Annotated in this window: 21 protein-coding genes and 1 tRNA gene; 10 read left to right on the top strand and 12 right to left on the bottom strand. The window is 66.7% G+C overall.

The annotated features are described in order from the left end of the window. Positions 1-7: 7 nt before the first annotated feature. The 4 genes from rutC to C0R46_RS02670 form a co-directional block, all read right to left on the bottom strand. The gene (gene rutC, locus C0R46_RS02685; protein ID WP_102958025.1) at positions 8-397 is read right to left on the bottom strand and encodes a pyrimidine utilization protein C; all 390 of its coding nucleotides are present in this window, start codon (positions 395-397) and stop codon (positions 8-10) included. A 23-nt stretch (positions 398-420) separates the two neighbouring features. After that, a complete protein-coding gene (gene rutB, locus C0R46_RS02680; RefSeq protein ID WP_102958024.1) occupies positions 421-1,179 on the bottom strand; it encodes a pyrimidine utilization protein B in 759 nt (252 codons plus the stop codon). Further along, positions 1,179-2,270 (bottom strand): pyrimidine utilization protein A, encoded by a 1,092-nt coding sequence (rutA, locus tag C0R46_RS02675; RefSeq protein WP_102958023.1) that lies wholly within the window; start codon positions 2,268-2,270, stop codon positions 1,179-1,181. Before rutA ends, rutB begins: the two co-directional genes overlap by 1 nt. 239 nt (positions 2,271-2,509) lie before the next feature. Next, positions 2,510-3,541: a LacI family DNA-binding transcriptional regulator gene (locus C0R46_RS02670; RefSeq protein WP_102958575.1), complete on the bottom strand. Its 1,032-nt coding sequence runs from the start codon at positions 3,539-3,541 to the stop codon at positions 2,510-2,512. A gap of 364 nt (positions 3,542-3,905) precedes the next feature. Between C0R46_RS02670 and C0R46_RS02665 the strand changes: the two genes are divergently transcribed. From C0R46_RS02665 to C0R46_RS02630, 8 genes are all read left to right on the top strand, one after another. After that, positions 3,906-4,994, top strand: a complete 1,089-nt coding sequence (locus C0R46_RS02665; RefSeq protein ID WP_102958022.1) for a Gfo/Idh/MocA family protein — start codon at positions 3,906-3,908, stop codon at positions 4,992-4,994. Between the two features lie 28 nt (positions 4,995-5,022). Then, entirely contained in the window at positions 5,023-5,937 is a 915-nt protein-coding gene (locus C0R46_RS02660; RefSeq protein WP_102958021.1) for a sugar phosphate isomerase/epimerase family protein, read from the top strand. A 31-nt stretch (positions 5,938-5,968) separates the two neighbouring features. Next, entirely contained in the window at positions 5,969-7,150 is a 1,182-nt protein-coding gene (locus C0R46_RS02655) for an aldose 1-epimerase family protein (protein WP_102958020.1), read from the top strand. Beyond that, positions 7,147-7,932 carry an SDR family NAD(P)-dependent oxidoreductase gene (locus C0R46_RS02650; protein WP_245413386.1) on the top strand — a complete coding sequence of 262 codons (786 nt, stop codon included), beginning with the start codon at positions 7,147-7,149 and terminating at the stop codon, positions 7,930-7,932. The genes C0R46_RS02655 and C0R46_RS02650 overlap by 4 nt, the downstream gene beginning before the upstream one ends. A gap of 63 nt (positions 7,933-7,995) precedes the next feature. Further along, positions 7,996-8,946: an ABC transporter permease gene (locus C0R46_RS02645; protein WP_102958019.1), complete on the top strand. Its 951-nt coding sequence runs from the start codon at positions 7,996-7,998 to the stop codon at positions 8,944-8,946. 27 nt (positions 8,947-8,973) lie between these two features. Then, a complete protein-coding gene (locus tag C0R46_RS02640; protein WP_102958018.1) occupies positions 8,974-9,981 on the top strand; it encodes a sugar ABC transporter substrate-binding protein in 1,008 nt (335 codons plus the stop codon). A 63-nt stretch (positions 9,982-10,044) separates the two neighbouring features. Further along, positions 10,045-11,532, top strand: a complete 1,488-nt coding sequence (locus tag C0R46_RS02635; protein WP_245413385.1) for a sugar ABC transporter ATP-binding protein — start codon at positions 10,045-10,047, stop codon at positions 11,530-11,532. Between the two features lie 26 nt (positions 11,533-11,558). Further along, entirely contained in the window at positions 11,559-12,737 is a 1,179-nt protein-coding gene (locus C0R46_RS02630; protein WP_102958017.1) for a fumarylacetoacetate hydrolase family protein, read from the top strand. A 173-nt stretch (positions 12,738-12,910) separates the two neighbouring features. Here C0R46_RS02630 and C0R46_RS02625 read toward each other — a convergent pair whose 3' ends face one another. The 6 genes from C0R46_RS02625 to C0R46_RS02600 form a co-directional block, all read right to left on the bottom strand. Then, on the bottom strand, positions 12,911-13,339 hold the full coding sequence (locus tag C0R46_RS02625) for a YbaN family protein (RefSeq protein ID WP_102958016.1): 429 nt from the start codon (positions 13,337-13,339) through the stop codon (positions 12,911-12,913). Positions 13,340-13,543: 204 nt separating this feature from the next. After that, positions 13,544-14,575 carry an ABC transporter permease gene (locus tag C0R46_RS02620; RefSeq protein ID WP_102958015.1) on the bottom strand — a complete coding sequence of 344 codons (1,032 nt, stop codon included), beginning with the start codon at positions 14,573-14,575 and terminating at the stop codon, positions 13,544-13,546. Beyond that, on the bottom strand, positions 14,572-16,158 hold the full coding sequence (locus C0R46_RS02615; RefSeq protein ID WP_102958014.1) for a sugar ABC transporter ATP-binding protein: 1,587 nt from the start codon (positions 16,156-16,158) through the stop codon (positions 14,572-14,574). Before C0R46_RS02615 ends, C0R46_RS02620 begins: the two co-directional genes overlap by 4 nt. Before the next feature lie 93 nt (positions 16,159-16,251). Then, the gene (locus C0R46_RS02610; protein WP_102958013.1) at positions 16,252-17,253 is read right to left on the bottom strand and encodes an autoinducer 2 ABC transporter substrate-binding protein; all 1,002 of its coding nucleotides are present in this window, start codon (positions 17,251-17,253) and stop codon (positions 16,252-16,254) included. Between the two features lie 70 nt (positions 17,254-17,323). Beyond that, entirely contained in the window at positions 17,324-18,310 is a 987-nt protein-coding gene (locus C0R46_RS02605; RefSeq protein WP_102958572.1) for an ABC transporter permease, read from the bottom strand. A gap of 633 nt (positions 18,311-18,943) precedes the next feature. Continuing rightward, positions 18,944-20,932, bottom strand: a complete 1,989-nt coding sequence (locus C0R46_RS02600) for an AI-2E family transporter (RefSeq protein ID WP_102958012.1) — start codon at positions 20,930-20,932, stop codon at positions 18,944-18,946. 213 nt (positions 20,933-21,145) lie between these two features. On the opposite strand from C0R46_RS02600, the gene C0R46_RS02595 reads away from it, so the two are divergent. Continuing rightward, a tRNA-Ile gene (locus C0R46_RS02595) sits at positions 21,146-21,221 on the top strand. A 149-nt stretch (positions 21,222-21,370) separates the two neighbouring features. Next, positions 21,371-22,117 carry an SIMPL domain-containing protein gene (locus tag C0R46_RS02590; RefSeq protein ID WP_102958011.1) on the top strand — a complete coding sequence of 249 codons (747 nt, stop codon included), beginning with the start codon at positions 21,371-21,373 and terminating at the stop codon, positions 22,115-22,117. Positions 22,118-22,215: 98 nt separating this feature from the next. Here the strand turns inward: C0R46_RS02590 and C0R46_RS20710 are convergent, their stop codons facing one another. Next, positions 22,216-22,353, bottom strand: a complete 138-nt coding sequence (locus C0R46_RS20710) for a hypothetical protein (protein ID WP_157944529.1) — start codon at positions 22,351-22,353, stop codon at positions 22,216-22,218. A 492-nt stretch (positions 22,354-22,845) separates the two neighbouring features. After that, complete coding sequence (rpoD, locus tag C0R46_RS02585; protein WP_102958010.1) at positions 22,846-24,831, bottom strand: RNA polymerase sigma factor RpoD; 1,986 nt, start codon at positions 24,829-24,831, stop codon at positions 22,846-22,848. Between the last annotated feature and the right edge of the window lie 37 nt (positions 24,832-24,868).

The raw sequence follows: 24,868 nt of genomic DNA, 5'->3' as shown, positions 1-24,868 counted from the left end.
CGGCGACTCAGGCTTTGCCGATGTGGGCGACGGTCGCGATCTCCACCAGCGCGTCGGGCTTCACGAGGCCGCAGAGGACGCAGTAGCGCGCCGGCTTGTCGCCCGGAAAGTATTCGGCATAGACGGCGTTCACGGCGCCGTAATTCGTCCAGTCCGTGATGAAGATGTGGTTCATCGTGACATCTTCCATCGTCCCGCCGGCCGTCTCGATCACCGATTTGATCAGCTCCAGCACGTGACGCGTCTGGGCCCCCGCATCGCCGACATGGACGACATCGTTGTTGCGATCGAAGGGCAGCGTACCCGAGACATAGACGATGCCGTCGGCGAGCGTTCCCGGCGAAAAGGGCGCGATGGGCTTCTGCGTTCCCGCGGGGACGATGGTCGTCTTCGGCATCCGGAAATCCTCGAGAGGTTGATCTATTCGGCGGCGGCGGCGCCACCATCCTTTGCAGGTGCGGCCTGGCCGATGGCCCCGCAGAAGTCGTTCACCGTCGACACCCAGCCGAAGAAGGTCTCAATGTTGTAGACGCTCGCCTTCTGGATGAAGTCCGGCCCGAGGTGATGGGTCGCGTCCTCCAGCATGATGCCGAAATATTCGAGGTGAAACGCGTCGCGGAGCGAGCTCTCGACGCAGACATTGGTGGCAATGCCGACGAAGACGAGGTTGCGGATGCCCCGCGCCCTGAGGACGCTGTCCATCGAGGAGTTGAAGAAGCCGCTGTAGCGGCTCTTCGGCACGACGATATCGCCCGGCTGCGGCGTCAGCTCGTCAACGATGGCATAGTCCCAGCCGCCTTTGGCGAGGAGCTGCCCCTGCAGTTCGGGGCGACGTCGCATGGTTTTCAGCGCGTTGGACTTGTGCCAGTTGGGCGAGCCGGGACCGCCCGCCTCCACATAGTCGCTGTCCCAGCCGTTCTGGAAATAGACGACGAGCACGCCGTTGGCGCGTGCCGCGTCCAGCGTCTTGCCGATGGCCGCGATGGTACCGCGCGCGCCGGAAATGTCGAAGCCGGCGAGATCGACATAGCCGCCTTCCGTCGAATAGGCATTCTGCATGTCGACGACGACAACGGCCGTCTCGCTCGGTTTCAGCCGGATTGGCTCCGGCCGCGCCGGCAGCGTGACGCTGCCGCGCAGGTTCCCGCGCGCGGCGGGTGCGGCCTCCACGGGCGTCATTATTCGGCAGCCTCGAGGAGCGGTGCGACGTGCCGGCGGCTCGCCATCAGCGGCTGGATGCGCGTGCCGAACGCTTCGACACCCGCGACGAAGTCGTCAAAGGTCAGAAGCACCCCGCCGGTGCCTGGTACCGTCTCCACCTCGTCGAGCAGGCGTGCGACCGTCTCGTAGGAGCCGACCAGCGTCCCCATGTTGATGTTCACGGCCGAGACGGGATCGACCATCTGGCGGACATTGGTGTCGCTGCCCGACTTGGTGTCGGCGGCGCCCTGTGCTCCGAGCCAGGCGATCGCCTCCTCGTCGGCGCCGGCCTTGTAGTGCTCCCACTTGGCCCGCGCCGCCTCATCTGTTTCGTCGGCGATGACCATGAAGAGAACGAAGGATGAGACGTCGCGGCCCGTCGCGGCGGTGGCCGCCTGCAGCCGCTCGGCGGTCGGCGCGAAGGCGGTCGGCGTGTTGACGCCGACGCCAAAGCAGAAGTTGTAGTCGGCGAATTTGGCCGAGAAGGCCATGCCGGCATTCGACGAGCCGGCGCAGATGATCTTCATGTCGGCTCGCGGGCGCGGCGACAGGCGGCAGTCCTCCATCTGGAAGAACTCGCCCTTGAAGTCGCTGTGGCCGGTCTCCCAGAGCTCGCGCAGCACGGTCGCGTATTCCGCGAGATAGTCGTAGCGGCGGCCGAAATACTCGTCGCCCGGCCAGAGGCCCATCTGCGAGTACTCCGGCCGCTGCCAGCCGGTGACGAGGTTGAGGCCGAAGCGTCCGTTGGAGATGGAATCGATCGTTGACGCCATGCGCGCGGCGATTGCCGGCGGCACGACCAGCGTCGCTGATGTCGCGAACAGCTTGATGCGCGTCGTCACGGCTGCGAGCCCGGCCATCAGCGTGAAGGATTCGAGGTTGTGGTCCCAGAACTCGGTCTTGCCGCCGAAACCGCGCAGCTTGATCATCGAAAGCACGAAGTCGAGGCCGTATTTCTCGGCCTTGAGCGTGATCTCCTTATTCAGCTCGAAGGTCGGCTTGTACTGCGGAGCGTTCTCCGACAGGAGCCAGCCATTGTTGCCGATCGGAATGAAGACACCGATGTCCATGCGTCTGCGTCGTCCTTTGGAGTTGGATCCAAGGCTCACCATCGCCTGGTGAGGATCGCAGCAAGCCGCATGCCAGTCGACGAGGCTTGATCCGGTGAGGCCCAGACACCGCCGCGCAGCCGGCCGGCGCCGTAGCGGCGACGCATTATTGATCAGGTGGATCAAGGCGAGGCCCCGCATCTGCCCATGCTCTGGGCAGCAGCCAGGCCGTAGCTTGGCCAGCGATCAGGTCGTGCGGCTCACCACTCCGGGATGTTCTCCTTGAACACCGCCTGCATGCGCACCAGGAAGCTGGTGAACTGCCGCTGACCCTTTGCGGCCCCCAGCAACCGGTCGATCGCCTCGCGCGCCTCGACGCGGGGATTCTGGTCGATGGCCACATCCATCGTTCCCGAGAGCAGGAAGCGGCGCGAGAACTCCGTCACCTCGTGGCCGACGAAGAGGACGGAGCGGGCGCGACCCGCCTCCTCCAGCGCCCGGGCGATTCCGCGATTGCCGGCACCGATATTGTAGATACCGGCCAAGTCCGGCGTCTCGCTGAGGATGCGTGTCGCCTCCGTATAGGTGCGCTCCCAGTCGTCGCGGCTTTCGGTATGGGCGACGATCTCGAACTCCGGAAACTCCTCCGCGAGGATATGCCGGAACCCCATCTCCCGCTCCTCATGGCCTCGATAGGCAAAGGAGCCGGCGAAGAGCGCGACCTTGGCCGGGCGACGGCCATGCAGGCGGCCGAGGAGATAGCCGGCGAGACGACCCGCCGCGCGATTGTCGATGCCGACATAGCCAGCGCGCGGCGCGTGGCTGATGTCGGAGACGAGGGTCACCACCGGCACGCCGGCCGCTTCGAGCGCACGCACGGCCTCGCGCACCGCCGGATGGTCGAGACCGACGAGACCGACGCCGCGGCTGTCGGCAGCAAGACTCTCCAGATGGCTTGCCAGCGCCAGCGGGTCGAAGCCTTCCATCAGGTGCAGCCGGAGATCCGCCTCGGGACGCTCCGCCGCGAGCTGCGTGATCGAGTTCGCGAGATTGGCGATGAAGGTGTTGGTGCCGCTCGGCAGCACGATGTCGAGGCGCACGGACTTGGCAGCCGGGCGCCCACCACCGGCCTCGCCCCCTTCGGTGTCCGAGACATAGCCGAGCCGGCGCGCCACGCCGAGAACATGGTCGCGCGTGCGTGCCTTGACCCCCTGCCTCTCGTTGAGGACGCGGTCGACCGTCGCCGCCGAGACGCCGGCCTCGCGGGCGATCTCGGACAGTGTTGCGGGCATGCGTCGCAGGATGGTGGACATAGGGACCGAGCTGACGCCTGAGCGAAAGAGATGGGGGTTGCCTAGCGCTTCCCCGGGCATCCGTGAAGGCGAAGCCGCTGGCGTAAGCCATCGCGCCATCACATCAGAACCCATCATTTTACATCACGCAAGAGGCAGTTTTGGCTGTCGTCTCAACAGCTGTCGGCTCCACAGCTCATCTACGCAGCCCGCAACGTTGCCTTTCGGCATCCCTTGCTCCCCCTATTCTACCGGCTATTGCGCCGTGAAGTTCCGTCTTGACTTGATGATCATCATCGCATCATTTCACATCAATCCGCTGAGGGTGCTGGGAGGCGCCGCGGAGCAGGGAGGAGATTCGGCCATGGCCGATGCGAAGGGCTTTTCGCCCGATGTCACCGTGCGCGAGCGTAGCTTCACGATCGGATGCGTCGGCGCCGGGATGATCATGGCCGAGTGCCATCTCGCCGCTTATCAGCTCGCCGGCTTCACCGTCGGCGCCATTGCTTCGCGCACGAAGGCGAATGCTGCGGCGGTGGCGGAGCGCTGGTCCATCCCGGTGGTGCACGAGACACCGGAAGCATTGATCGAGGATGGTTCGATCGCGATCGTCGACCTCGCCTACCCGCCGGACCAGCAGCCGGCGCTGATCCGCCACGCGCTGCGCCAGCCGCATATCCGCGCCATTCTCGCCCAGAAGCCGCTGGCGCTCTCGCTTGCCGAAGCCAAGGCACTGCGCGACGAGGCGGCGGCCGCCGGCAAGATTCTCTCCGTCAACCAGAACATGCGCTACGACCAGTCGATGCGCGTCCTGAAGGAGATCCTCGACCGCGGCGAGCTCGGCGCTCCCGTCATCGCCACGATCGAGATGCGTGCCATCCCGCACTGGCAGGGCTTCCTGGAGGACTACGACCGGCTGACGCTGTCCAATATGAGCGTCCACCATCTCGACGTCCTGCGCTTCCTGTTCGGGGATCCCGACGACATCTTCACCGCCGCGCGTCAGGATCCGCGCACGACGTTCGACCACCAGGACGGCATCGTCATCTCGACGCTGCGCTTTCCGACGGGCGTCATTGCGCTGTCGATGGAGGACGTCTGGTCCGGCCCGCGCGAGGAGGGCTTCGAGTCCGACATCTACATCAAGTGGCGCGTCGAAGGCACCGAGGGCGTCGCGCAGGGCACGATCGGCTGGCCGAACGGGCAGCCCTCCACGCTCACCTACGCCTCGAAGCGCACGACGAACGGCCAGTGGGTCACGCCGACCTGGGAGACGCACTGGTTCCCGCATGCCTTTGTCGGCGTGATGGAGCAGTTGCAATATGCCCTCGCCTCCGGCGAGCCGCCGGCGCTGTCGGTCGCCGACAACGTCAAGACAATGGCGCTGGTGGAGGCGGGTTACCGCTCGATCGGAGAAAAGCGCGCCATTCCCCTGTCCGAAATCGCCATCTGAACCACACGTTCTGGGAGGGACGACCAACATGATGCAGACCGGAATCTTCAGCGGCTACTTCCCCTACGCCCTCAAGGAGACGGCGGAGAAGATCCGCGCCCTGGGCTTCAACACGGTGCAGCTCGACCTGCACTTCAAGGACATGGACCTCTCCGCCGGGCAGATCACCAAGGAGAAGTGCACGCGCATCCGCGAGACCTTCCGCGATCACGACCTGCCGATCTCCTGCATCTCCGGCTACACCAACATCATCCATCCGGACCTCGGCGAGCGCGAAAAGCGTGTCGGCTACCTCAAGGAGATCATCCGCAACGCGCGGAGCCTCGGGACCCCGTACGTCATCTCGGAGACCGGCACCTACAACACCGAGTCCGACTGGGTGCACGATCCGAAGAACAAGACCGAGGAAGGCTTCGAGACCTGCGCCGCGGTCATCCGCGATCTCGCCCAGACCGCCTACGACCATGGCGCGGTGTTCCTGCTGGAGACCTACGTCAACAACGTCGTCGGCTCGGTCGAGGAGACAGTGCGCATGTTCGCCGCGGTCGACCATCCGGGCCTCGGCCTGCTGATGGACCCGACCAACTACTTCGAGACCCACAATATCGATCAGATGGACAAGATCCTGAACCAGGTCTTCGACACGCTGTCCGACAAGATCCGCATCGGCCACGCCAAGGACGTCAAGCGCTCGGGCGAGGACAAGTCCGAGAAGCATGCCGACATCGGCGACGAGGAGGCGCTGGAGAGCCACACCTTCCGCGGGGTCGGCGAGATCGAGCTGCCGGCCCCGGGCCTCGGCTCCCTCAACTACGACCTCTACCTGAAGCGGCTGTCCGAGAAGCACCCGAACATCCCGATGATCATCGAGCATCTGTCGGAGGATGACGTGCCGCGCGCCAAGCGCTTCCTCGACGGCAAGCTGCGGGCGCTCGGCGTCTGACGCGGGCAGTCCTCCTCGGAGATGGCATGACATGGTGAAGCTCAACGGGTGCGAGCTCTCGCGCCGCGACGTCTCGGCTCTTGCGGGGTCGCTCTCACAGTTCGCGGGGGTGCGTCTGATGACGCTCGGCGACGGGCTGGAGCGCGGCATCCGCATGCTGGAGTTCCGCACCGGAACCGGACTGCGCTTCACCGTCCTCGTCGACCGAGCGTTGGACATCGCCGACTGCGAATACAAAGGACAGGCGATCGGCTGGCATTCGCCGGCTGGTTTCCGCCACCCGGGGCTCCACGACTATGAGGGCGAAGGCGGCCTTGGCTGGCTTCGCTCCTTCTCCGGCCTCCTCGTCACCTGCGGCCTCGACCATACGCTTTTCATGAACGAGGTGCCGGCGGACTCCTATGTCTACGGCCCGCGCCGCACCGTCAGCCATTCGCTGCACGGGCGCGTCAGCGCCATTCCAGCCCGGCTCACCGGCTATGGCGAGCGCTGGGACGGCGACGAGTGCATCCTCTGGGCTGAGGGTCTCGTCCAGCAGTCCGCCGTTTTCGGCGAGGACCTCCACCTGATCCGACGCATCGAGGCGCGTGTCGGCACCAACGAGATCCGGCTCTTCGACCGCGTCGTGAACCACGGCTTCTACGAGACGCCGCACATGTACTGCTACCACATCAATGTCGGCCATCCCGTGCTGGCGGAAGGCTCGCGCTATCTCGCTCCGATCAGCGACGTCGTCTGGGCGGCGCATGCCGGCGACGGCTACCGGCGCCAAGGCGTCGGCTACCGCCACATGCCGGCACCACAGCAGGGTTTTCACGAGCAGGTCTGGCAGCATGAACTGGCGCCGTCGGCCGACGGGACGTGCTCGGTCGCGCTCGTCAACGATGCGGCCGGCCTCGGCTTCGAGGTGGTCACGCGCAAGGACCAGTTCCCCTGCCTGTACGAGTGGCAGAACCTCCAGTCCGGCCAGTACGCGCTCGGCATCGAGCCGTCCACCAACCACGTCCTCGGCAATCTGGCGGCGCGCGAGCGCGGCGAGCTGATCGTGCTCGGCCATGGCGAGGAGCGGCAGTACGAGACGCTGTTCCGCGTGCTCGATGGGCAAGCCGAGATCGGCTCCTGCGAGGCCCGCATCCGGCAGGCGGCGGTGCAGCCCGACGAGGACTTCCCGATGCCGAGCAACAACCACCGCCCGCTCTGGGGCGCAGCATGAGCGCGGCCGGCACCATGACGCCGCGCGGACGGCTGGACGGCCGCTGCGTCCTCTATACCGGCGCTGCCGGCGGCCTCGGCCTGCCGACCACCCTCGCCTTTCTTGCGGCGGGTGCGCGCGTCGTTGCCATCGACAATGATCCGAACAAGCTCGGCGCGCTGGACGCGGCCGCTCACGCGGCCGGCGCGTTGGACCGCCTGGTGCTTGCCTCGCTCGACCTCTCCGATCTCGCGACGCTGCAGACTCGGCTGGCGCGGCTCTCGACCGAAGCCGGCGGCTTCGATGTCGTCATCAACAATGCGGCGATCTACCCGTCGAAGCCCTTCGAGGACTATACGATCGAGGAGATGCAGCGGGTGCAGCGCATCAACGTCGATGCCGGCATCGTCTGCGTTCAGGCCGCCCTGCCGCATATGCGCGGGCAAGGCTGGGGCCGCATCCTCAATATTGCCAGCGTCACCCTGTCCGGCGGCTGGGCGCTCCTGGCACCTTACGTCCAATCGAAAGGCGCCCTGCTTGGCCTGACGCGCGCCTGGGCGCGGGAGTTCGGCGAGCACGGCATCACGGTCAATGCGCTGGCGCCCGGCGCCTTCCCGACCGATGCCGAGAAGATCCATCCTGATCCGGAAGGCTACCAGCGCTACGTGCTCGACCGTCAGGCTGTGAAGCGCCGCGGCACGCCGCAGGATATCGCCGCCGCCCTGCTCTTCTTCGCCTCCGACGAGGCCGGCTTCATCACCGGCCAGATGCTGAATGTCGACGGCGGCTGGTGGATGGGCTGAGGCGCGCCATGGTCGAGGCATCCTCCGGGCGGATGAGTGGCAGACAGGACGGAGCCAAGCGGCATGCGTAGGGCTCACCTCCGCTTTCTGGACGTGCGCGAGGCGTCGGTGGCGCTGATGCTCGTTGCCGTTGCGGTCTATCTCTCCTTTGCCAGCGACTACTTCCTGGCACCCCGCAACCTTCTGAATGTGGGCCGGCAGGCCTCGGTGGTCGGCATGGTGGCGCTCGGCCAGGCGCTCGTCATCATCGCCCGCGGCATCGACCTTTCGGTCGGCTCCGTCATCGGCCTTTCGGCCGTCGCCGGTGCCATCGTCGCCCGCGAGACCGGCATCGACGGCTTGTCGCTGCCGGTGGCTGCGATCGTCGGCCTCGCCTGCGGCCTCTTCAACGGCCTCCTCTACACCAAGCTGCGCATCAATCCCTTCATCGCGACGCTTGGCACGCTGTCCATCGCGCGCGGCATCGCCCTCCTCCTGACCGGCGGCCTGCCGGTGCCCTTGGCGGGACCAGCGGAGTTCCTTGGCGCCGGACGGCTCGGCGGCATTCCAGTGTCGCTCATCATCATGCTGGTTCTGGCCGCCGTCTTCGTCGTCATCGCCGGCTCCACCCGCTTCGGCCGCGAGGTCTTCGCCATCGGCGACAACCCGAAGGCCTCGCGTCTCGCCGGCATTCCGCTCGACTGGGTGCGTCTCCGGGTCTTCGCCATCTCGGGCATGCTCGCTGGCTTCGGCGGCATCATCCTTGCCGGCAACCTCGCCAGCGCCGATCCCAATCTCGGCCTGGGCTACGAGCTCGACGTCATTGCCGCAGTGATCCTCGGCGGCACCAGCCTGTCCGGCGGCCGCGGCTCGATTCCCGGCGTCATCCTCGGCGCGGTGCTGATGGCGCTTCTCAACAACGCCTTCGTGCTGCTCGGCATCTCCGCCTACTGGCAGGTCGTCACCAAGGGCGTGGTGATCATCCTCGCCGTCGGCCTCGACAGCATCCGGCGCGACAAATCGGCGGACGATTAGAGCCGCTTCCATGGGAGGACTGAACGCATGATCCGCATCCTTGCAGCCAACCGCCGCCGCGTTCTCGCCGGTCTCGCCGCTCTCGGACTCGCCGCCGCCTTGCCGGCGGGCTTGAAGCCGGCCCACGCCCAGACGGCCGCGCCGGAGGGCGGAACGGTCGCCGCCGTCGCCAATCCGGACAAGAAGGAGGTGCGCATTGCCTTTCTGTCCTTCCAGAACAACCCGTTCTGGATGCCGGTGACCGAAGGCGCCAAGGCCGCCAATGACTATCTGAAGCCGCTCGGCGGCACTGTCGACTTCGTCGATCTCGGCAACGAGCTCTCGGCGGAGGCTGTCGTCTCCGGCATCGAAGGCGCTCTCGCCAAGCAATATGACGGCATCGTCGTGGTGCCGATCTTCGACGGCACGGCCCGCATCATCAACGAAGCCGTCGATTCCGGCGTCCCGGTGATCAGCATCGTCGCCGAGGGCGCCGCGCCGTCGAAGCGTGTCACCTTCATCGGCCAGAATGCGCGCGCCGCTGGCGAGCAGATCGGCCGCTTCCTCGTCGACAAGATGGGCGGCAAGGGCACGCTCGGCGTCATCACCGGCTATTTCGGCGCGACCCAGCACAACGAGCGCATGAACGGCGCGCTCGACTTCATCAAGGCCAATGCGCCGGACATCAAGATCCTCGGGCCTTTCGAGAACAAGGACAAGGCCGAGAGCGCCTACTCCATCGTTCAGGACATGCAGACCGCCAATCCTGACCTCTCCATGGTCTATGTCACGGCCGGCGGCCCGTTCGGGGCGGCCAAGGCGGTGAAGGATCTCGGCCTCACCGGCAAAGTCGGTGTCGTCGGCTTCGACCACACGCCGGAGAACATGGGCTACCTGAAGAGTGGCGAGATGGTCGGCCTGCTCGACCAGGCGCCGCGCCAGCAGGCGCTGGACGCCAGCGTCATGATGTTCAACCTCCTCGTCGCCGACCAGCAGCCCTCCGCTGCGGTGATCCCCGTCGAAGGCAAGCTGCTGACGCCGGCCGACGCCAAGTAAGTACCGACGGCGGGCGAAGCGGTCTTCGCCCCCACCCTCGGCAGCCAGGACGGAGATGCGAGCTTGAGCCTTCTGGAGGCGCGCGGGATCGAGAAAGGCTTCGGCGGCAATCCTGTGCTGCGCGGCATCGACTTCTCCGTGCGCGCCGGTGAGATCGTCGGCCTGCTCGGCGAGAACGGCGCTGGCAAGTCGACGCTGATGAACATCCTCTCCGGCAATCTGCAGCCGGACCGGGGCACGATCGCGATCGCCGGACGGGAGGCTTCGCTCGGCTCGGCTGCGGCGGGCCAGGCGCTTGGCATCCGCTTCATCCATCAGGAGCTGTCGCTCCTGCCCTCACTCACCGTCGCTGAAAACATATCGGTCGGGCGGCTGCCGCGCGGCCGGCTTGGTCTGGTCGACCGCGGGCGGATGCGCCGGAACGCACGGGCGGCGCTCGACACGATCGGCGCGATGGGCATCGATCCGAAACGGCTGGCCGGCTCCTTGCGTCTCGGCGAGCAGCAGCTGGTCGAGATCGCGCGCGCTGTCTCCCACCAGCCTCGGCTCCTGATCATGGACGAGCCGACATCGTCCCTGACCGCACATGAGGTGGACGGCTTCTTCGCCTTCGTCCGCCGTCTCGCGGCGCAGGGCACCGCGATCATCTTCATCACCCACCGCCTCGAGGAGGCGCTGTCGCTCTGCCATCGCCTCGTTGTCCTGCGCAATGGCGCACTCGTCGCCGATCGGCCGGCGGAGGGTACCGATCGCCAGACGCTGATCGCCGACATGACGGGCCGGGCATCGCTCTTCACCTACCAGCCGCATGCGGATGCGCCGGGGGAGCGTCTGCTGGAAGTCGAAGCGGCCGGCGACGGCAGCGATCTCGCCGGCATCGATCTCGATCTGCGCTCCGGCGAGGTGGTCGGCTTGTTCGGGCTTGTGGGCGCCGGTCGCACGGAGCTCCTGGAGCTGATCTTCGGCGCGCGAAGGCTACGGACCGGCCGCATCGAGATCGGCGGCCGCCCGGCTCGCTTCGCCTCACCCGCGGATGCCGTGCGGCGCGGTCTGGCGCTGGTGCCGGAGGGCCGCAAGGTCCAAGGCATCCTCCCCCAGCACGACATCGCGCGGAACGTGGCGATCGCCAATCTGGGTGCCTTCGGCCGCTTCGGCTTCGTCTCGTCACGGCGCGAGCGTGCGGCGGCGGACCGCTACCGCCAGGCGCTCGGCATCCGCATGACCGGGCCGCGCCAGGCGATCACCGCACTGTCCGGCGGCAACCAGCAGAAGGTGCTGATCGGCCGAGCGCTCGCCACCGGGCCGAGGCTGCTGCTGCTCGACGAGCCGACGCACGGCGTCGATATCGGCGCGAAGTCCGACATCTACGAGATCATTCGCGCCGAGGCCCGATCCGGCCGTGGCATCCTCGTCGCCTCCTCCGAGACGGAGGAGATCCTGACGCTCTGTGACCGCGTCGCGGTGATGTCGAAGGGCCGGCTCGTTGACATGCTCGATCGAGGCTCGATGAGCGAGGCGCGTATGGTAGAGCTCGCCTTCACCGGCCACTGAAATCCGAACGGACTGGAAGACCCCTCATGATTACACGGGACCACCATGCCGCGACCCTGTCGCTGTGCGAGAGCAACGCGACGCTGGCGGGACGCGCCTTCCGACCGGACGTCGATGGACCTGCCGTGATCCGCGTCGACGCCGGTCGCGCGATCGACGTCTCCGCGACCTTCCCGACGATGCGCGATCTTTGCGAGACCGCCGATCCCGCGTCCGCGTTGCACCAGGCGCCGGCGGGCGATGATCTCGGCAGCGTCGCCGATCTTCTCGCCAACGCTGATCCAGACAAGCGCGATCCGAGGCGCCCGCATCTCATCGCCCCGATCGACCTGCAGGCGATCAAGGCCGCCGGCGTGACCTTCGTCGTCTCGATGCTGGAGCGCGTCATCGAGGAGCGAATCCGCGGCAATGCCGACGCAGCGGCCAGCGTGCGAGGCGAGATCCTCGATCTCATCGGCTCCGACATCCGCGCGCTGAAGCCCGGCTCCACGGAGGCCGAGCGGTTGAAGGAAGCGCTGATCAAGGCCGGCGCCTGGAGCCAGTATCTCGAGGTCGGCATCGGCAAGGACGCCGAGATCTTCACCAAGGGCCAGCCGCTCTCGGCCGTCGGCAGCGGCGCCGATATCGGCGTCCACCCTGCCTCCACCTGGAACAATCCGGAGCCGGAGGTGGTGCTGGTTTCCGCCTCCACGGGGCGGATCGTCGGCGCGACCCTCGGCAACGACGTCAACCTGCGCGACGTGGAGGGCCGCTCGGCCCTCCTTCTCGGCAAGGCCAAGGACAACAATGCCGCCGCCGCGGTCGGGCCGCTCCTGCGCCTCTTCGACGACGCGTTCGGGCTCGACGAGGTGCGCGCGCTGGAACTGACCCTGACGGTCGAGGGCGAGGAAGGCTATCGCCTGACCGGGCGTTCCTCGATGCGGGAGATCAGCCGCGATCCGGCCGACCTCGTGTCCCAGGCGGTGAACGCCCATCACGCCTATCCGGACGGCCTGGTGCTCTATCTCGGTACCATGTTCGCGCCGGTGGAGGATCGCGACGAGCTCGGTCGCGGCTTCACCCACAAGACCGGCGACGTCGTCTCCATCGCGACGCCGGCGCTCGGCGCGCTGGTCAACCGCGTGCGGCCGACGGATCAGGTGGAAGGCTGGCGGACGGGCGCCGGCGCGCTGATGCGCAACCTCGCCAAGCGCGGGCTCATCTGAGGCTCCGACCAAGCTTTCAGAGGTGAGACGACGGGCCTCATCGGTGTTGATGAGGCCACCGAGCACAGCAGAGCCTCATACTGCTGTGCTCGGTTCTCCCTGCTCGGCAGCGCCGTGGGTTGTCGACCGTCTGGTCGGTGCCGCAGTCGACATGCGACGCAGCGAAGGACCCTCTACACGTCTGGCTTCGGGCGGGGCTCCGGCCGCGACACGACATAGGCCGCCGAGCCCAGCATGAACACCGCGACGGCCGCCGCAAGCAGCGGTCCGGGCCGGCTGCCGAGCGCGAAGAGGCCATAGCCCACGGACATGCCGATGCAGGCCATGATCTTCGCACGCCGCGACACGGCCCCCTCGTTGCGCCACGCCCGCAACCCCGGCCCGAAGCGCGGATGGTCCAGCAGCCACCTCTCCAGCCGCGGTGAAGACCGGGCGAAACAGGAAGCCGCAAGGATCAGGAAGATCGTGGTCGGCAGCAGCGGCACGAAAGCGCCGACAATGCCGATGCCCGTCAGAACGAGGCCGAGCGCGGTGTAGATCCAGCGGACGCCCCGCACAGGCTGGCTTCGATAGCTGTCGTCTTGGTCCGGCGGCGAAATCATCACGTTTCCCGATACCCGCGGCACGGATCCGCTTATCGGCTCTCCGTGTCCGCGACTGCCGGCATATGCGACGGGACCATCAACGGGTAGGCTGGGCTGCTGGAACAGTGCGTCCGCGACTGTCCGACGCGACGCTCGCGTCGCGTCTGCGGAAGCAGCAGGCCCCTGCCTCGCCGATGGCTCAGCAGACCTGCGCTTTCCCGGTTACGGCCGCCGGCGGATCGAGAACGCGGCGCCGGCCAGCACGATGAAGCCGCCGATGATGGCAAGCTGCAACGTCGTCGGAATGCCGACGAGGATCAGCACGTTGTTCACCAGCGTGATCAGGACGACGCCGAGCAGCGTGCCGCCGACCGAGCCCGAACCGCCGGTGATCCGCGCGCCGCCGAGGATCACCGCCGCAATGACGTCGAGCTCCGTCCCCGCGAGGTCGAAGGGATTGGCGAGCCGGTTGCTGGCGACGTGCATGATGCCGGCGATCCCAGCGAGCAGGCCGGCATAGGCGAAGACGAAGACATGGACCGTTCGCAGGCTGAAGCCGAGCCGCTCGGCGACCGAAGGGCTGCCGCCGACGGCATAGATGGCGCGGCCGATCAGCGTGCGTTCCAGCATCCACCAGGTCACTGCCGCCGCGACGGCAAGAACGAGGACGAAGGCCGGCAGGGTGGAGATCGCCCCGTTCGGCTCGACGTAGCGGATGAGGGCGAGCTTGCCGAACGCCTCCATCGAACCCGGGATGTTCATGAACAGGGCCGTGCCGACGAAGGTCAGCAGAAAACCCCGGATGACGTACTGCGTGCCAATGGTAACGATCAGCGATGGCGCCCGCAGGCGGTCGACCAGGATGCCGTTCATCGCGCCCAACGCCGCGCCGCCGAAGGTCGCCAGCGCCAGGATCACCGCAATCGGCATGCCGGGCATCCAGTTGGTGGCCAGCATCGTCACCGAATACATCACCAGCGCGGCAATGGCGGTGAAGGACACGTCCAGACCGCCGGAGGCGAGCACCACGAGGACGCCGAGTGCGAACAGCCCGCGCACCACCGAGGCGCGCAGGATGTCGAACAGGTTGGACACCTGCCAGAAGTCCGGATTGATGCTTCCGACGACGAGGCAGACCAGGACGATCAGGATCAGCGTGAACACCGGCGGATGGCGCAGCAGCCAGTAGGAAGCACGCAGGAAGGCGCTCCGCTCGGTGGACGGCACGGGTTGCGTGGTCGCGATGTCGGTCATCGGGCGGCTCCTGCACGCGCTTCATCCACCAGGGCGCCGTAGAGCGTCTCCTCCGCCAGCCCCTCGGCTTCGAAGCTCTCGGCCAGCCGTCCCTTTCGCATGACGAGGATGCGGTCGCAGTTCTGCAGCAGCTCCGGCAGGTCGTCGCTGATGATCACGACGCCCATGCCCTCATCGGCGAGGCGCTGGATGATGCGAAAGATCGTATCTTTGGAGCCGACATCGACGCCGACGGTCGGTCCGTGCAGGATCAGGAGCTTGGGATGAATGGTCAGCCAGCGGCCGATCAGGACGCGCTGCTGGTTGCCGCCGGAGAGCGACTGCACCGGCCGCGTCACGTCCGGCGTCGCCACCTGAAGATCGGCGATCGTCGCCTCGGCCAGAGCGCGGCTTCGGCGGGCACTGACGAGGCCGAGCGCGCCGCGCAGCCTGTCCAGCACGGCCATAACGACATTGTCCTCGATCGACTTTTCGAGGAAGAGCCCTTCGGACAGGCGGTCTTCCGGCACATAGCCGATCCCCGCCGCGATGGCGTCGCCGGGATCTTTGAGCGTCACCGCCGCCCCGTCCAGCTGGATCGTACCGGCATCGGCCGGACGCACGCCGGCGAGCGCCAGCGCCAGCTCGTTGCGGCCGGAGTCGAGAAGCCCGGTGATCCCGACGATCTCGCCCTTGCGGACCGAGAACGACACATCGGAGAAGGCGGCGCGACGGCCGAGCTTCTCCACGGCGATCAGCGTGTCGCCGGTCTTCGGCGCCTGGCGGTAACGCGCCTCGTCCAGCATCTTGCCCGTCATCCAGAAGCCGAGCTCGGCCTTGGAGTGATCGGCGACATCGACCTCGGCGACCTTCTGGCCGTCGCGCATGATCACCGCCCTGCCCCCGATCGACTTGCACTCGTCGAGCTTGTGGGTGACGAACAGCACGGCGACGCCGCCGGCTCGCAGCCGGTTCACCACCGCGATGAGGTTGTCGACCTCGCGCTTCGTCAGCGCCGTGGTCGGCTCGTCCATGATCACCAGGCGGGCGTCGGACGCGATGGCGCGGGCGATCGCCACCAGCTGGCGGCTGGCGATCGGCAGCTCGTCGATGCGGGTGGCCAGAAAGCCGGATGTCGTCGGCAGGCCGACGGTCGCCAGCGCCGCCTCGGCGGTCCCTCGCATGCGGGAGCGATCGAGCCGGCGGAACAGGTGGCCGGAGGATGCGACGAGCTGCTGCGTCAGGCCGATGTTCTCGGCAACCGTGAGGTTCGGCAGCAGCGAGAGGTCCTGGTAGACCGTCTCGATACCGGCCGCGAGCGCCTCTACCGGCGAGAATCCATTGGAAGGGCGGCCGTTGACGAGGATATCGCCGCTGTCGGCCGGCTGGGCGCCGGACAGGATCTTGATGAGAGTACTCTTGCCGCAGCCATTCTCGCCCATCAGGTGGTAGATCTGGCCGGGCTCGATGGCGAAGCTGACGCCCTTCAGCGCCCGGACGCCGCCGAAGCTCTTGTGAACGTCGCGGATCTCGATGAAGGGCACGGCCGCCGCCGGTATCGCGTCGCCGCGAGCTGGCGTGGCTGCAACGGTGTCATGCTGCATGGCACAGGTCCGGCGCCTGGAAAGAAGGAACGGGCACGGCCCGGAGTGGAAGGCCGGGCTCACAGAGGAGCCCGGCCTGATGCGATCGTGCGGTCAGAACGGGTACTTGCCGTAGTTCGACTTGTCGACGTCGACCCAGGCCTGGCCAACGAGGATGGAGCCCTCGCCCGGCCCCTTCTTGACCGAGACCTTCTCATAGCCCGCGACGCCGAGATCCATGCCGTCCTTGATCTCCTCGCCCTTCAGGACCATGTCGGCGACCCTGTTCATGACATAGCCGGCATCCTTCGGATCCCAGAAGCTGATGCCGTCGACGGCGCCGGACTCCAGATACGGGCCGGTGTCCTTCGGCAGCCCGAGGCCGAAGACGCAGGTCTTGTCCTGCAGGCCGGCTTCCTCGACGGCACGGCCGATGCCGATGACGTCGATCGCCGAACCACCCTGGAAGCCCTTGATGTCCGGGTACTTGCGCAGGATCTCGCGGGCCTTCTCATAGGCGCGGTTAGCGTCGTTGAAGGACTCGTTCTTCTCCGAGACGAGCTCCATCTCCGGATACTTCTTGGCGTTCTCGGCGCCGCCATCGGCCCACTGCACGTGGGTCAGGCTGCCGAGCGAGCCGACGAAGGAGGTCCACTTGCCGGACTTGCCCATGCACGCGGCGAGCTTCTCGTTGAAGCGGGCGCCGAACTCCTTGTTGTCGAAGGCCTCGATGTCGACGAGCGTGTTCTTCAGGTTGTCGGCCTCGTGGGTGACGACCTTGATGCCGCGGTTGGCGGCGCGCTTCAGGACGCCCTCCAGCGCCGAGGGATCCATCGGCACGATGGCGATGGCCGCAACCTTCTTGGCGACGAGATCCTCGATCAGGCGGCCCTGCTGCGCCGCATCGGCCTTGGCCGGGCCGACCTGGCTCGTCGCGACGTCGGCATGGTCCTTGCCATAGGCGTCGACGCCTTCGTTCATGCGGGTGAACCAGTTCTCACCGGTGACCTTCACCACCGTGACGATGGCCGGCTTGTCCTGCGCCATCGCACTGGCAGCAGCGCCGACGAGCGCAACGGCTGCGGCGCAGGTGACGAGTTTGGTTTTGATCGACATCGGATTTCCTCCCAGACCCTGCAATGCTTGCCAGCCTCGGCGCCCGGGTCGTGGCGCCATAGCGGGATGCTCAGTGCCGCGGTGCGATCCACGCGCGAAGATCGATCTGCGACGCCGCCAGGAAGAGGAGCAGCAACACGCCCCAAGCGAAGTCGCGGAAGAAGTTCGAGATATCCATGAAGTTGAAGAGGCTTGAGAGCATCTGCAGCGCCGTCGCCGAAAGGATGACGCAGATAACGCGGCCGTAGCCACCTTCGGGGCGCACCCCGGCCATCACCGCGATCAGGATGGCGATGAGGACATAGGACGAGCCGTAGTCCCACTTCACGCTTGAGGTGCGGGCCGCGATGACGATCCCCGCGACCGAGGCGAGAACACCGCAGGCCGTATAGGTCAGGAACAGCATGCGCCGCCGCGGGATACCGGCATAGTGCGCCGCCTTCGGGTTGCTGCCGAGAAGGCGCAGGCGGATGCCGAAGCCGCTGAAGCGGAGCACGATCCCGAGCAGGAGCGCGATGAGGATGAACAACGCGAAGCACTGCGGAACGCCGAGGACCGGCGTGTTGCCGAAGTCGTCGAGCGGCTCGACATAGCCGAGCGTCTGCGCCGAGCCATTGGTCAGCGCCACGGCAATGCCGGTGAAAAAGAGCTGCGTACCAAGCGTCGCGATGATCGGCGTCAGACCGGCATGCGAGACGAGGATGCCGTTCAGCACCCCGCCGGCGAGGCCGACGGCCAGCGCAATGCCGGCGAAGGACCAGGTGAAGACCAGCGGCGCGTCGTCGGCCGAGACGGTGTCGCGGAGAACGAGGTAGGCGACGACACCGGATAGGTTTGCGAGCGCGATGCCCGACAGGTCGATGCCGCCATTTCCGGACAGCATCGCCAGCATGACGCCGAGCGCAAGCAGCCCGAGCTCCGGCACCTGCGACGCCATCGACTGCAGATTGTAGAGGTCGATGAAGCCCGAACCGGTCAGCAGCACCGCAGCCAGCAGCACCGCCACATTGGTCAAGGCAAGAAAGCTCAGCTGACGATCAGCCAAAGCGCCTTTCATGCTGCGCAGTCCTCCCGGCACGGACAGCGACGTTACGGCGGTGAAGACCGCTCGGACGGCTGACCCGATATTGCTTGGAGCGATCGTGCCGCGCCGCGGCACTTCACCCTCGTCCGGCCGGTTCGCACAACGTGCCTTCCCCACCCGCCAGAGCGCTGTTCTAGCCATCGGTTTGACAATTGTCGAGATGCGCTCGAATTCTGTTGCCTCGGCAGAGCGAGGCTTGTCCTCGTGTCTCTGCCTCTGTGCGGAGAAGAGCGATCGCCGCGTCAGCCGACGAGTGTCGGAAATCCTCGGCGGCGATCACCGCGCCGGCGCGGTAACTGCGACGCAGTGTCAGGGCCGCCTGACACACCGCCCCGCATCGCCGCACATCGCCGCATCCCGAGGCGCTGAGCACGGATCGTCCTGCGCCGCATTATGCTGCGACGATTCAGCCCATCACCGGCCTCAGCGGCGATATCGGCAGCTTCTCAGCTCCATACTTGTCGTCTCGCCGCAACCGAGAGGGGGCGTCATCGACAGGAGCGGCAGGCTCTCGGTCGCACGATGCGATCCTGACACCTTTTGCGCGTGCAGGCGGCGGATCGAGCAGGCGGCATCCTGTGCCGCGAGCCGCCAATTTGCTCCCTGTCAGGCCAGCGCTGGAGAGGCACTCCCCGCAAGCAGGACCGGTTCCGCCGCGAGTGCAGGCTTCGCCTCTGCCTGAGTCACCGCGGCACCGTCGGCGTGAGCTGTTTCCACGCAGGCCTGGACCGCCTGCGCGAGCGAAATCACGTAGCGGTCGGCGCCGATGAAGGCCTGCGCTGCCTTGTCCTTCAGCGTCGCATCGTCTGACGGCCACAGGCCGACAAGAATCGGCCGACCCGGCAGGCGGCGCTTCAGTCTGCGCAGGAGGTAGCGCAGATGCGACGGGCTGCCGCCAATGTCGAGATAGGAGACGCAGACCATCACCACGCCGGAGATGTCCAGATTGGTGATGTCCTGGCGGGATGCCGCGCGATAGGCGGCAACGCGCGCGCCGAGGCCGTGCTTGCCGAGGAGCTGGGCGAGCATGGCCGCCGCCGCCTCGTCGAGCGGGCCCTTGCCGGCGAGGCAGAGAACCGCGCCGTCGCTGCGCCAGGCGTCCGGCAGCACCGCTTCGTTGACGCTGTCCGGCGGCGGTGCGGAACCGAGAGCCTTCTCGTCCCGCGGCGTCCCGGCCGGGTCCTTCTTGTCGGCCTCGTCGCCGTCAGGCTCCTCGTCGTCATAGCCGCCGAGCTCCATGATCAGCCCGTTCACCGTGTTGCGGATGCGCTCGAGCTGCTCGCCTTTCAGGGCGCCGCGCTCGGCATCGTCCGCGGCAAGCTGAAGGCCCTTCAGCGCGACCTCGTCATAGTAGGAGGAGAGCGAGCGCTGCTGGAGCAGCAGCTCGGCATGGTCCTGCGCTTCGTCCGCGTCGCCCGCGAGGACGCGCTGGTAGAAGCTCTCCACCGGCGTCAGGGGCGGCCGGTCGCCGAGCAGCACGTCGAGAAACTCCAGGCGCTCGACATGGCGGCCGAGAACGACAAGGCAGAGCGTCAGCGGCATCGACAGGATCAGGCCCACCGGGCCCCACAGCCAGCCCCAGAAGATCGCGGAGACAATGACTGCGAAGGTGGAAAGGCCGGTGCCGCGGCCATAGGCCAGCGGTTCGATCACCTGGTTGAAGACGAGCTCGGTTGCGATGAAGAGGCCAACCGTCCAGACCACCATTGACCAGCCGGGATCGACGGCGGCGGCAAGAGAGATCGGGAGCGTCGCGGCGATGATCGGACCGACATAGGGGACGAAGCGCAGCGTCATCCCCATGATGCCCCAGAGGATCGGGTTCGGTACGCCGATCAACCAGAGGCCGGAGCCGATCACGACGCCGAAGCCGACATTGATGGCGAGCAGCGTGAGAAAGTAACGGCTGAGACGCCGCGCGCCGTCGTCCATGGCGACGGTGGTGCGGTGCAGGTCGGTCGAGCCGAACAGGCGGATCATGCGGTCGCGCAGATCCTCCTTCTGCAGGAGCACGAAGATCGACACCATGAAGATGATGCCGGCCGTCGCGAAGGGAGAGAGGACCGGCGAGAGATAGGTCGTCAGCATTCCCAGCTGCAGGCCGCCCTCGCCCGCTTCGTTCTGCGCGGCCGATGGTGCGGCGGAACTGGCTGCAGAGCCGCCGCCATTCGCCACATCGGCGGCACCGACGCCGAAGCGCCGCAAGATGCCGGAGAAGTGCTGCAGGCCGTAGGCGCGGATGGCCTCCACCTTGCCCTGCACGGTGGAGATGTAGTCGGGAAGGCTCGTGGCGAGCTCCGCCAGCTGCGTGCCGATGATCGCGCCGAGCAGCATGAGGACGAGCAGAGCGGCGAGCGCCGCCAGCAGGACCGACGCCGTCTTTCCGATACGCAATCGCCGCAGCAGGTTCACCAGTGGCGTCAGGATGAAGGACAGGATCACCGCGACGGTGATCGGGACGAGGACGTCGCGGCCGAGATAAAGCGCGGCGATGACGACGACGCCGACCTGCAGCGCCAGGATCGAGGCGATGCCGGGAACCGAGGCCGGCGCGATGACCGGCGCCGGCGGCGGTGCGTCGTCTAGTCTGGCCATGGAAGTCCTCGGGGCGGGAGCGCAAGAATTCGTGAACTAGTCCGCCGGCTCACAACGGCAATCAGGCTGCCGCTGCCAAGAGCGTTACCAGCTCGAGGAGCCGAAACGGCGAGACCAATCACCCGACGGCGGGGCCTCTGAGGTCGGCTGTATGACGACCCGTCCCGAACGGCCTTGAGAGCCCGGACGCTTTCAGATACGGCAGGGGCCGTGGGGCCTGTAGCTCAATGGTTAGAGCCGGCGGCTCATAACCGCTTGGTTGCAGGTTCGAGTCCTGCCGGGCCCACCAGACGCTCTCGCAAGCGTTCGCGGCGATCGCCCGCGGCCTCGAGTTCGGCGCACAGGCCTCGCGCTCGTGCTGTATCCGGGGTGCGACAATCTGGCTTCAGCCATAATCGGGTGCGAGGAGAAGGCGCCTCTCTGAGTCTGGAGCCTCACATGCAGTCATACCGTTCCCCTCTCGTTGCCGCCGCGGTCTTTACGCTCGCCGCCGCCGTGCCGGCCTTCGCTCAATCGCCCGTCGCCCCTACGGCGGCCGAGCCGCCTCGCATCACCGTGACCGGCACCGGCGAGGCGAATGCCGCGCCGGATCTGGCGCTGACGCAGTTCACCGTGCTGCGCACTGCCAAGACGGCTCGTGAGGCTCTGGATGCAGCCAATGCCGCGATGGCCGAGGTGACAGCGGCCATGAAGGATCTCGGCATCGAGGCACGCGACCTGCAGACCTCCGGCTTCACCATCAGCCCGCAATATCGCTATGAAGAGCCCAAGAACGGCGTGCAGAATCCGCCTGAGATCGTCGGCTACGAAGTGCGCAATACGCTGGCCTTGCGCGTTCGCAAGATCGGCGACATCGGCGCCGTGCTCGACAAGGCGGTGACGCTCGGCGTCAACCAGGGCGGTGACATCAGCTTCGACATCGACGATCCGGCCGCACTCCGCAGCAAGGCCCGCACGGCGGCCGTCACTGACGCCAAGGAGACGGCGCGTATTCTGGCCGAGGCCGCCGGCGTCAAGCTCGGCAAGATCATCGAGATCAACGACGAGGCCGATATGCCGATGCCGGTGCCCATGGCGGCGCGGTCGATGAAGATGGAGGCGCAGATGGCGGATGCCGTTCCGGTCGAGGCCGGCGAGAGCACGATCAATGCGCGGGTCCGCGTCGTCTTCGAGATTGCCGACTGACAGACAAAAACGGCAGCGGCCGCCCTGGGGGACAGCCGCTGCCGGATAATCCTGAACAAGTGAAGGGCGCCGGAGATGTCTCCGGCGCCCTTTGCCTATCAGCGGTTGACGTCGAGGACCGGGCAGCCGCCGCGGTTGCCGAAGGTGACGAAGGTGCGGCCACCGCGGAAGGAGCGGCCGGCGACGGTCACGGTGCGGCGCGTCTCACGGACGACGCGTGCGCGACGGATACCCATGCGCTCGGCCTTGCCGAGGGCCCGACGGATGGAGCAGGCACCGCCGCGGCGGTCGTAACGGTCGCGCCGGTCGTGGCGATACTGGACCTGCTCGACCTGAACGGCCGGCGACGTGATGGTGACACGGGCAACAGGTGCCGCTGCAGCTTCGGCGGGGACGAGGCCGAGCGCACCGGCGGCGAGGGCAGCGGCAACGCAGGCCGCTGCGAGCGAAGGGCTGGAACATGGGGACTCTCCGTTTGATGTCTGGCCGAACGGCCGTGATCGTCAACGTAGAGGAGGCTGCCTGAATGGCGACCGCACCCGCCGTTCATTTGCGGTTCAGCCGCGGCGGCCGGACAAGAGTATGCCGACCGCGGTCCAGCGACCCTCAGCGGGTTTTCGAGCGCTGAGCGGCCAGAGCCGCGGATCCCGGCGACATCGGTCATGCCAACAACAAAAGGCCCGGCACAATGGCCGGGCCTCTATGATCCTATGGGTTGGTCGCGCGGCTCAGCTGTCGAGGAACGAGCGCAGCTTGCGGGAGCGGCTGGGATGCTTGAGCTTCCTCAGCGCCTTCGCCTCGATCTGCCGGATACGCTCGCGCGTCACCGAGAACTGCTGGCCGACCTCTTCCAGCGTGTGGTCGGTGTTCATGCCGATGCCGAAGCGCATGCGCAGGACGCGTTCCTCGCGCGGCGTCAGCGACGCCAGCACGCGGGTCGTGGTCTCGCGCAGGTTGGCCTGGATCGCCGCGTCGATCGGCAGGATGGCGTTCTTGTCCTCGATGAAGTCGCCGAGATGCGAATCCTCCTCGTCGCCAACCGGCGTTTCGAGAGAGATCGGCTCCTTGGCGATCTTGAGGACCTTGCGCACCTTCTCCAGCGGCATGGCCAACTTCTCGGCCAGTTCCTCCGGTGTCGGCTCGCGGCCGATCTCGTGCAGCATCTGACGCGAGGTTCGGACGATCTTGTTGATCGTCTCGATCATGTGCACTGGGATGCGGATGGTGCGGGCCTGATCGGCGATCGAGCGGGTGATCGCCTGCCGGATCCACCAGGTCGCATAGGTCGAGAACTTGTAGCCGCGGCGATACTCGAACTTGTCCACCGCCTTCATCAGGCCGATGTTGCCTTCCTGAATGAGATCAAGGAACTGCAGGCCGCGGTTCGTGTACTTCTTGGCGATCGAGATAACCAGACGCAGGTTCGCCTCGACCATCTCCTTCTTGGCCTGACGCGCCTCGCGCTCGCCCTTCTGCACCATGTGCACGATGCGGCGGAACTCGGTGATCTCCAGGCCGGTCTCGGTAGCGAGGTTCTGGATCTCCTGGCGGAGATTCTTGATCCCGTCCTTCTCGCTCTGGACGAATTTCAGCCAGCCCTTGCCGGACAGGTTCGCGATATGCCGCGTCCAGTTCGGATCGAGCTCGGATCCCTGATAGCTCTTCAGGAACTCGTCGCGCTTGACGCCATAGCTTTCGGCGAGGCGCAAGAGCTTGCCCTCGTTGCCCACCAGGCGCTTGTTGATGTCGTAGAGCTGCGCAACCAGCGAATCGATGCGGTTCTGGTTCAGCGACAGGCTCTTGACCGCCGTGACCAGCTCTTCCTTGAACTTGCGGTAGGAGCGCTCCTGGCTCGACGAGAGAGCACCCTGCGCGGACAGGCGGGCCTCGACCTGCTGGTCCTGCAGCTTGCGCAGCCGGCGGTAGGTGTCGGCGATGACGTCGAAGGTCGCCATGACCTGCGGCTTGATCTCGGCCTCCATCGCGGCGAGCGACAGGTTGTTCTCGAGATCGTCCTCGTCGTCCTCCTCGTCCTCGCCCGGACGCGGCATGCCCTCTTCACCGCCCCGCGGCGCGCCGTTCTCAGCCGCGATCACGCCCTCGCCGGTCGGCGCCGGGGCAGTCGCCTCGGGTCCGGCATAGGTCGCCTCGAGATCGACGATCTCGCGCAGCATGATGTTGCCTTCATTCAGCTCGTCACGCCAGATGATGATGGCCTGGAAGGTGAGCGGGCTCTCGCAAAGACCGGCGATCATCGTCTCGCGGCCGGCTTCGATGCGCTTGGCGATGGCGATCTCGCCCTCGCGTGACAGGAGCTCAACGGAGCCCATCTCGCGAAGATACATGCGGACCGGATCGTCCGTGCGGTCGCCGGCCTCGCGCTTCTGCGTGGTGGCGACCTGCGTCGGCCCCTGCTCGGCGAGCTCGGTCGAATCGGAGCTGTCGGCGCTCTCTTCGGAGTCCTCGCCTTCCTCTTCCTCGACGACGTTGATGCCCATGTCGTTCAACATGGCCATCGTGTCCTCGATCTGCTCGGAGGTGACATCCTCCGCATTCAGCACCGAGTTCAGCTTGTCCATAGTGACAAAACCGCGCTTTTTGGCGGTTTTGATCATCTTCTTGACCGCATCGTCGGACAGGTCGAGCAGAGGGCTGTCCGGCGTCTCCGGACGCTCTTCGACTGCCACTTCGCTGTCTTTGGCCTTGGTCGCCATGCGATAGTCTCTCCAGTTCGCCCGCTGCGCAGCGCCC

The sequence above is a fragment of the Mangrovicella endophytica genome, from assembly GCF_002893625.1.
GTDB classification, from domain to species: Bacteria; Pseudomonadota; Alphaproteobacteria; order Rhizobiales; family Rhizobiaceae; genus Mangrovicella; species Mangrovicella endophytica.
Note: the sequence above shows the minus strand (reverse complement) of the source record. Positions and strands in the feature narration are given on the sequence as shown.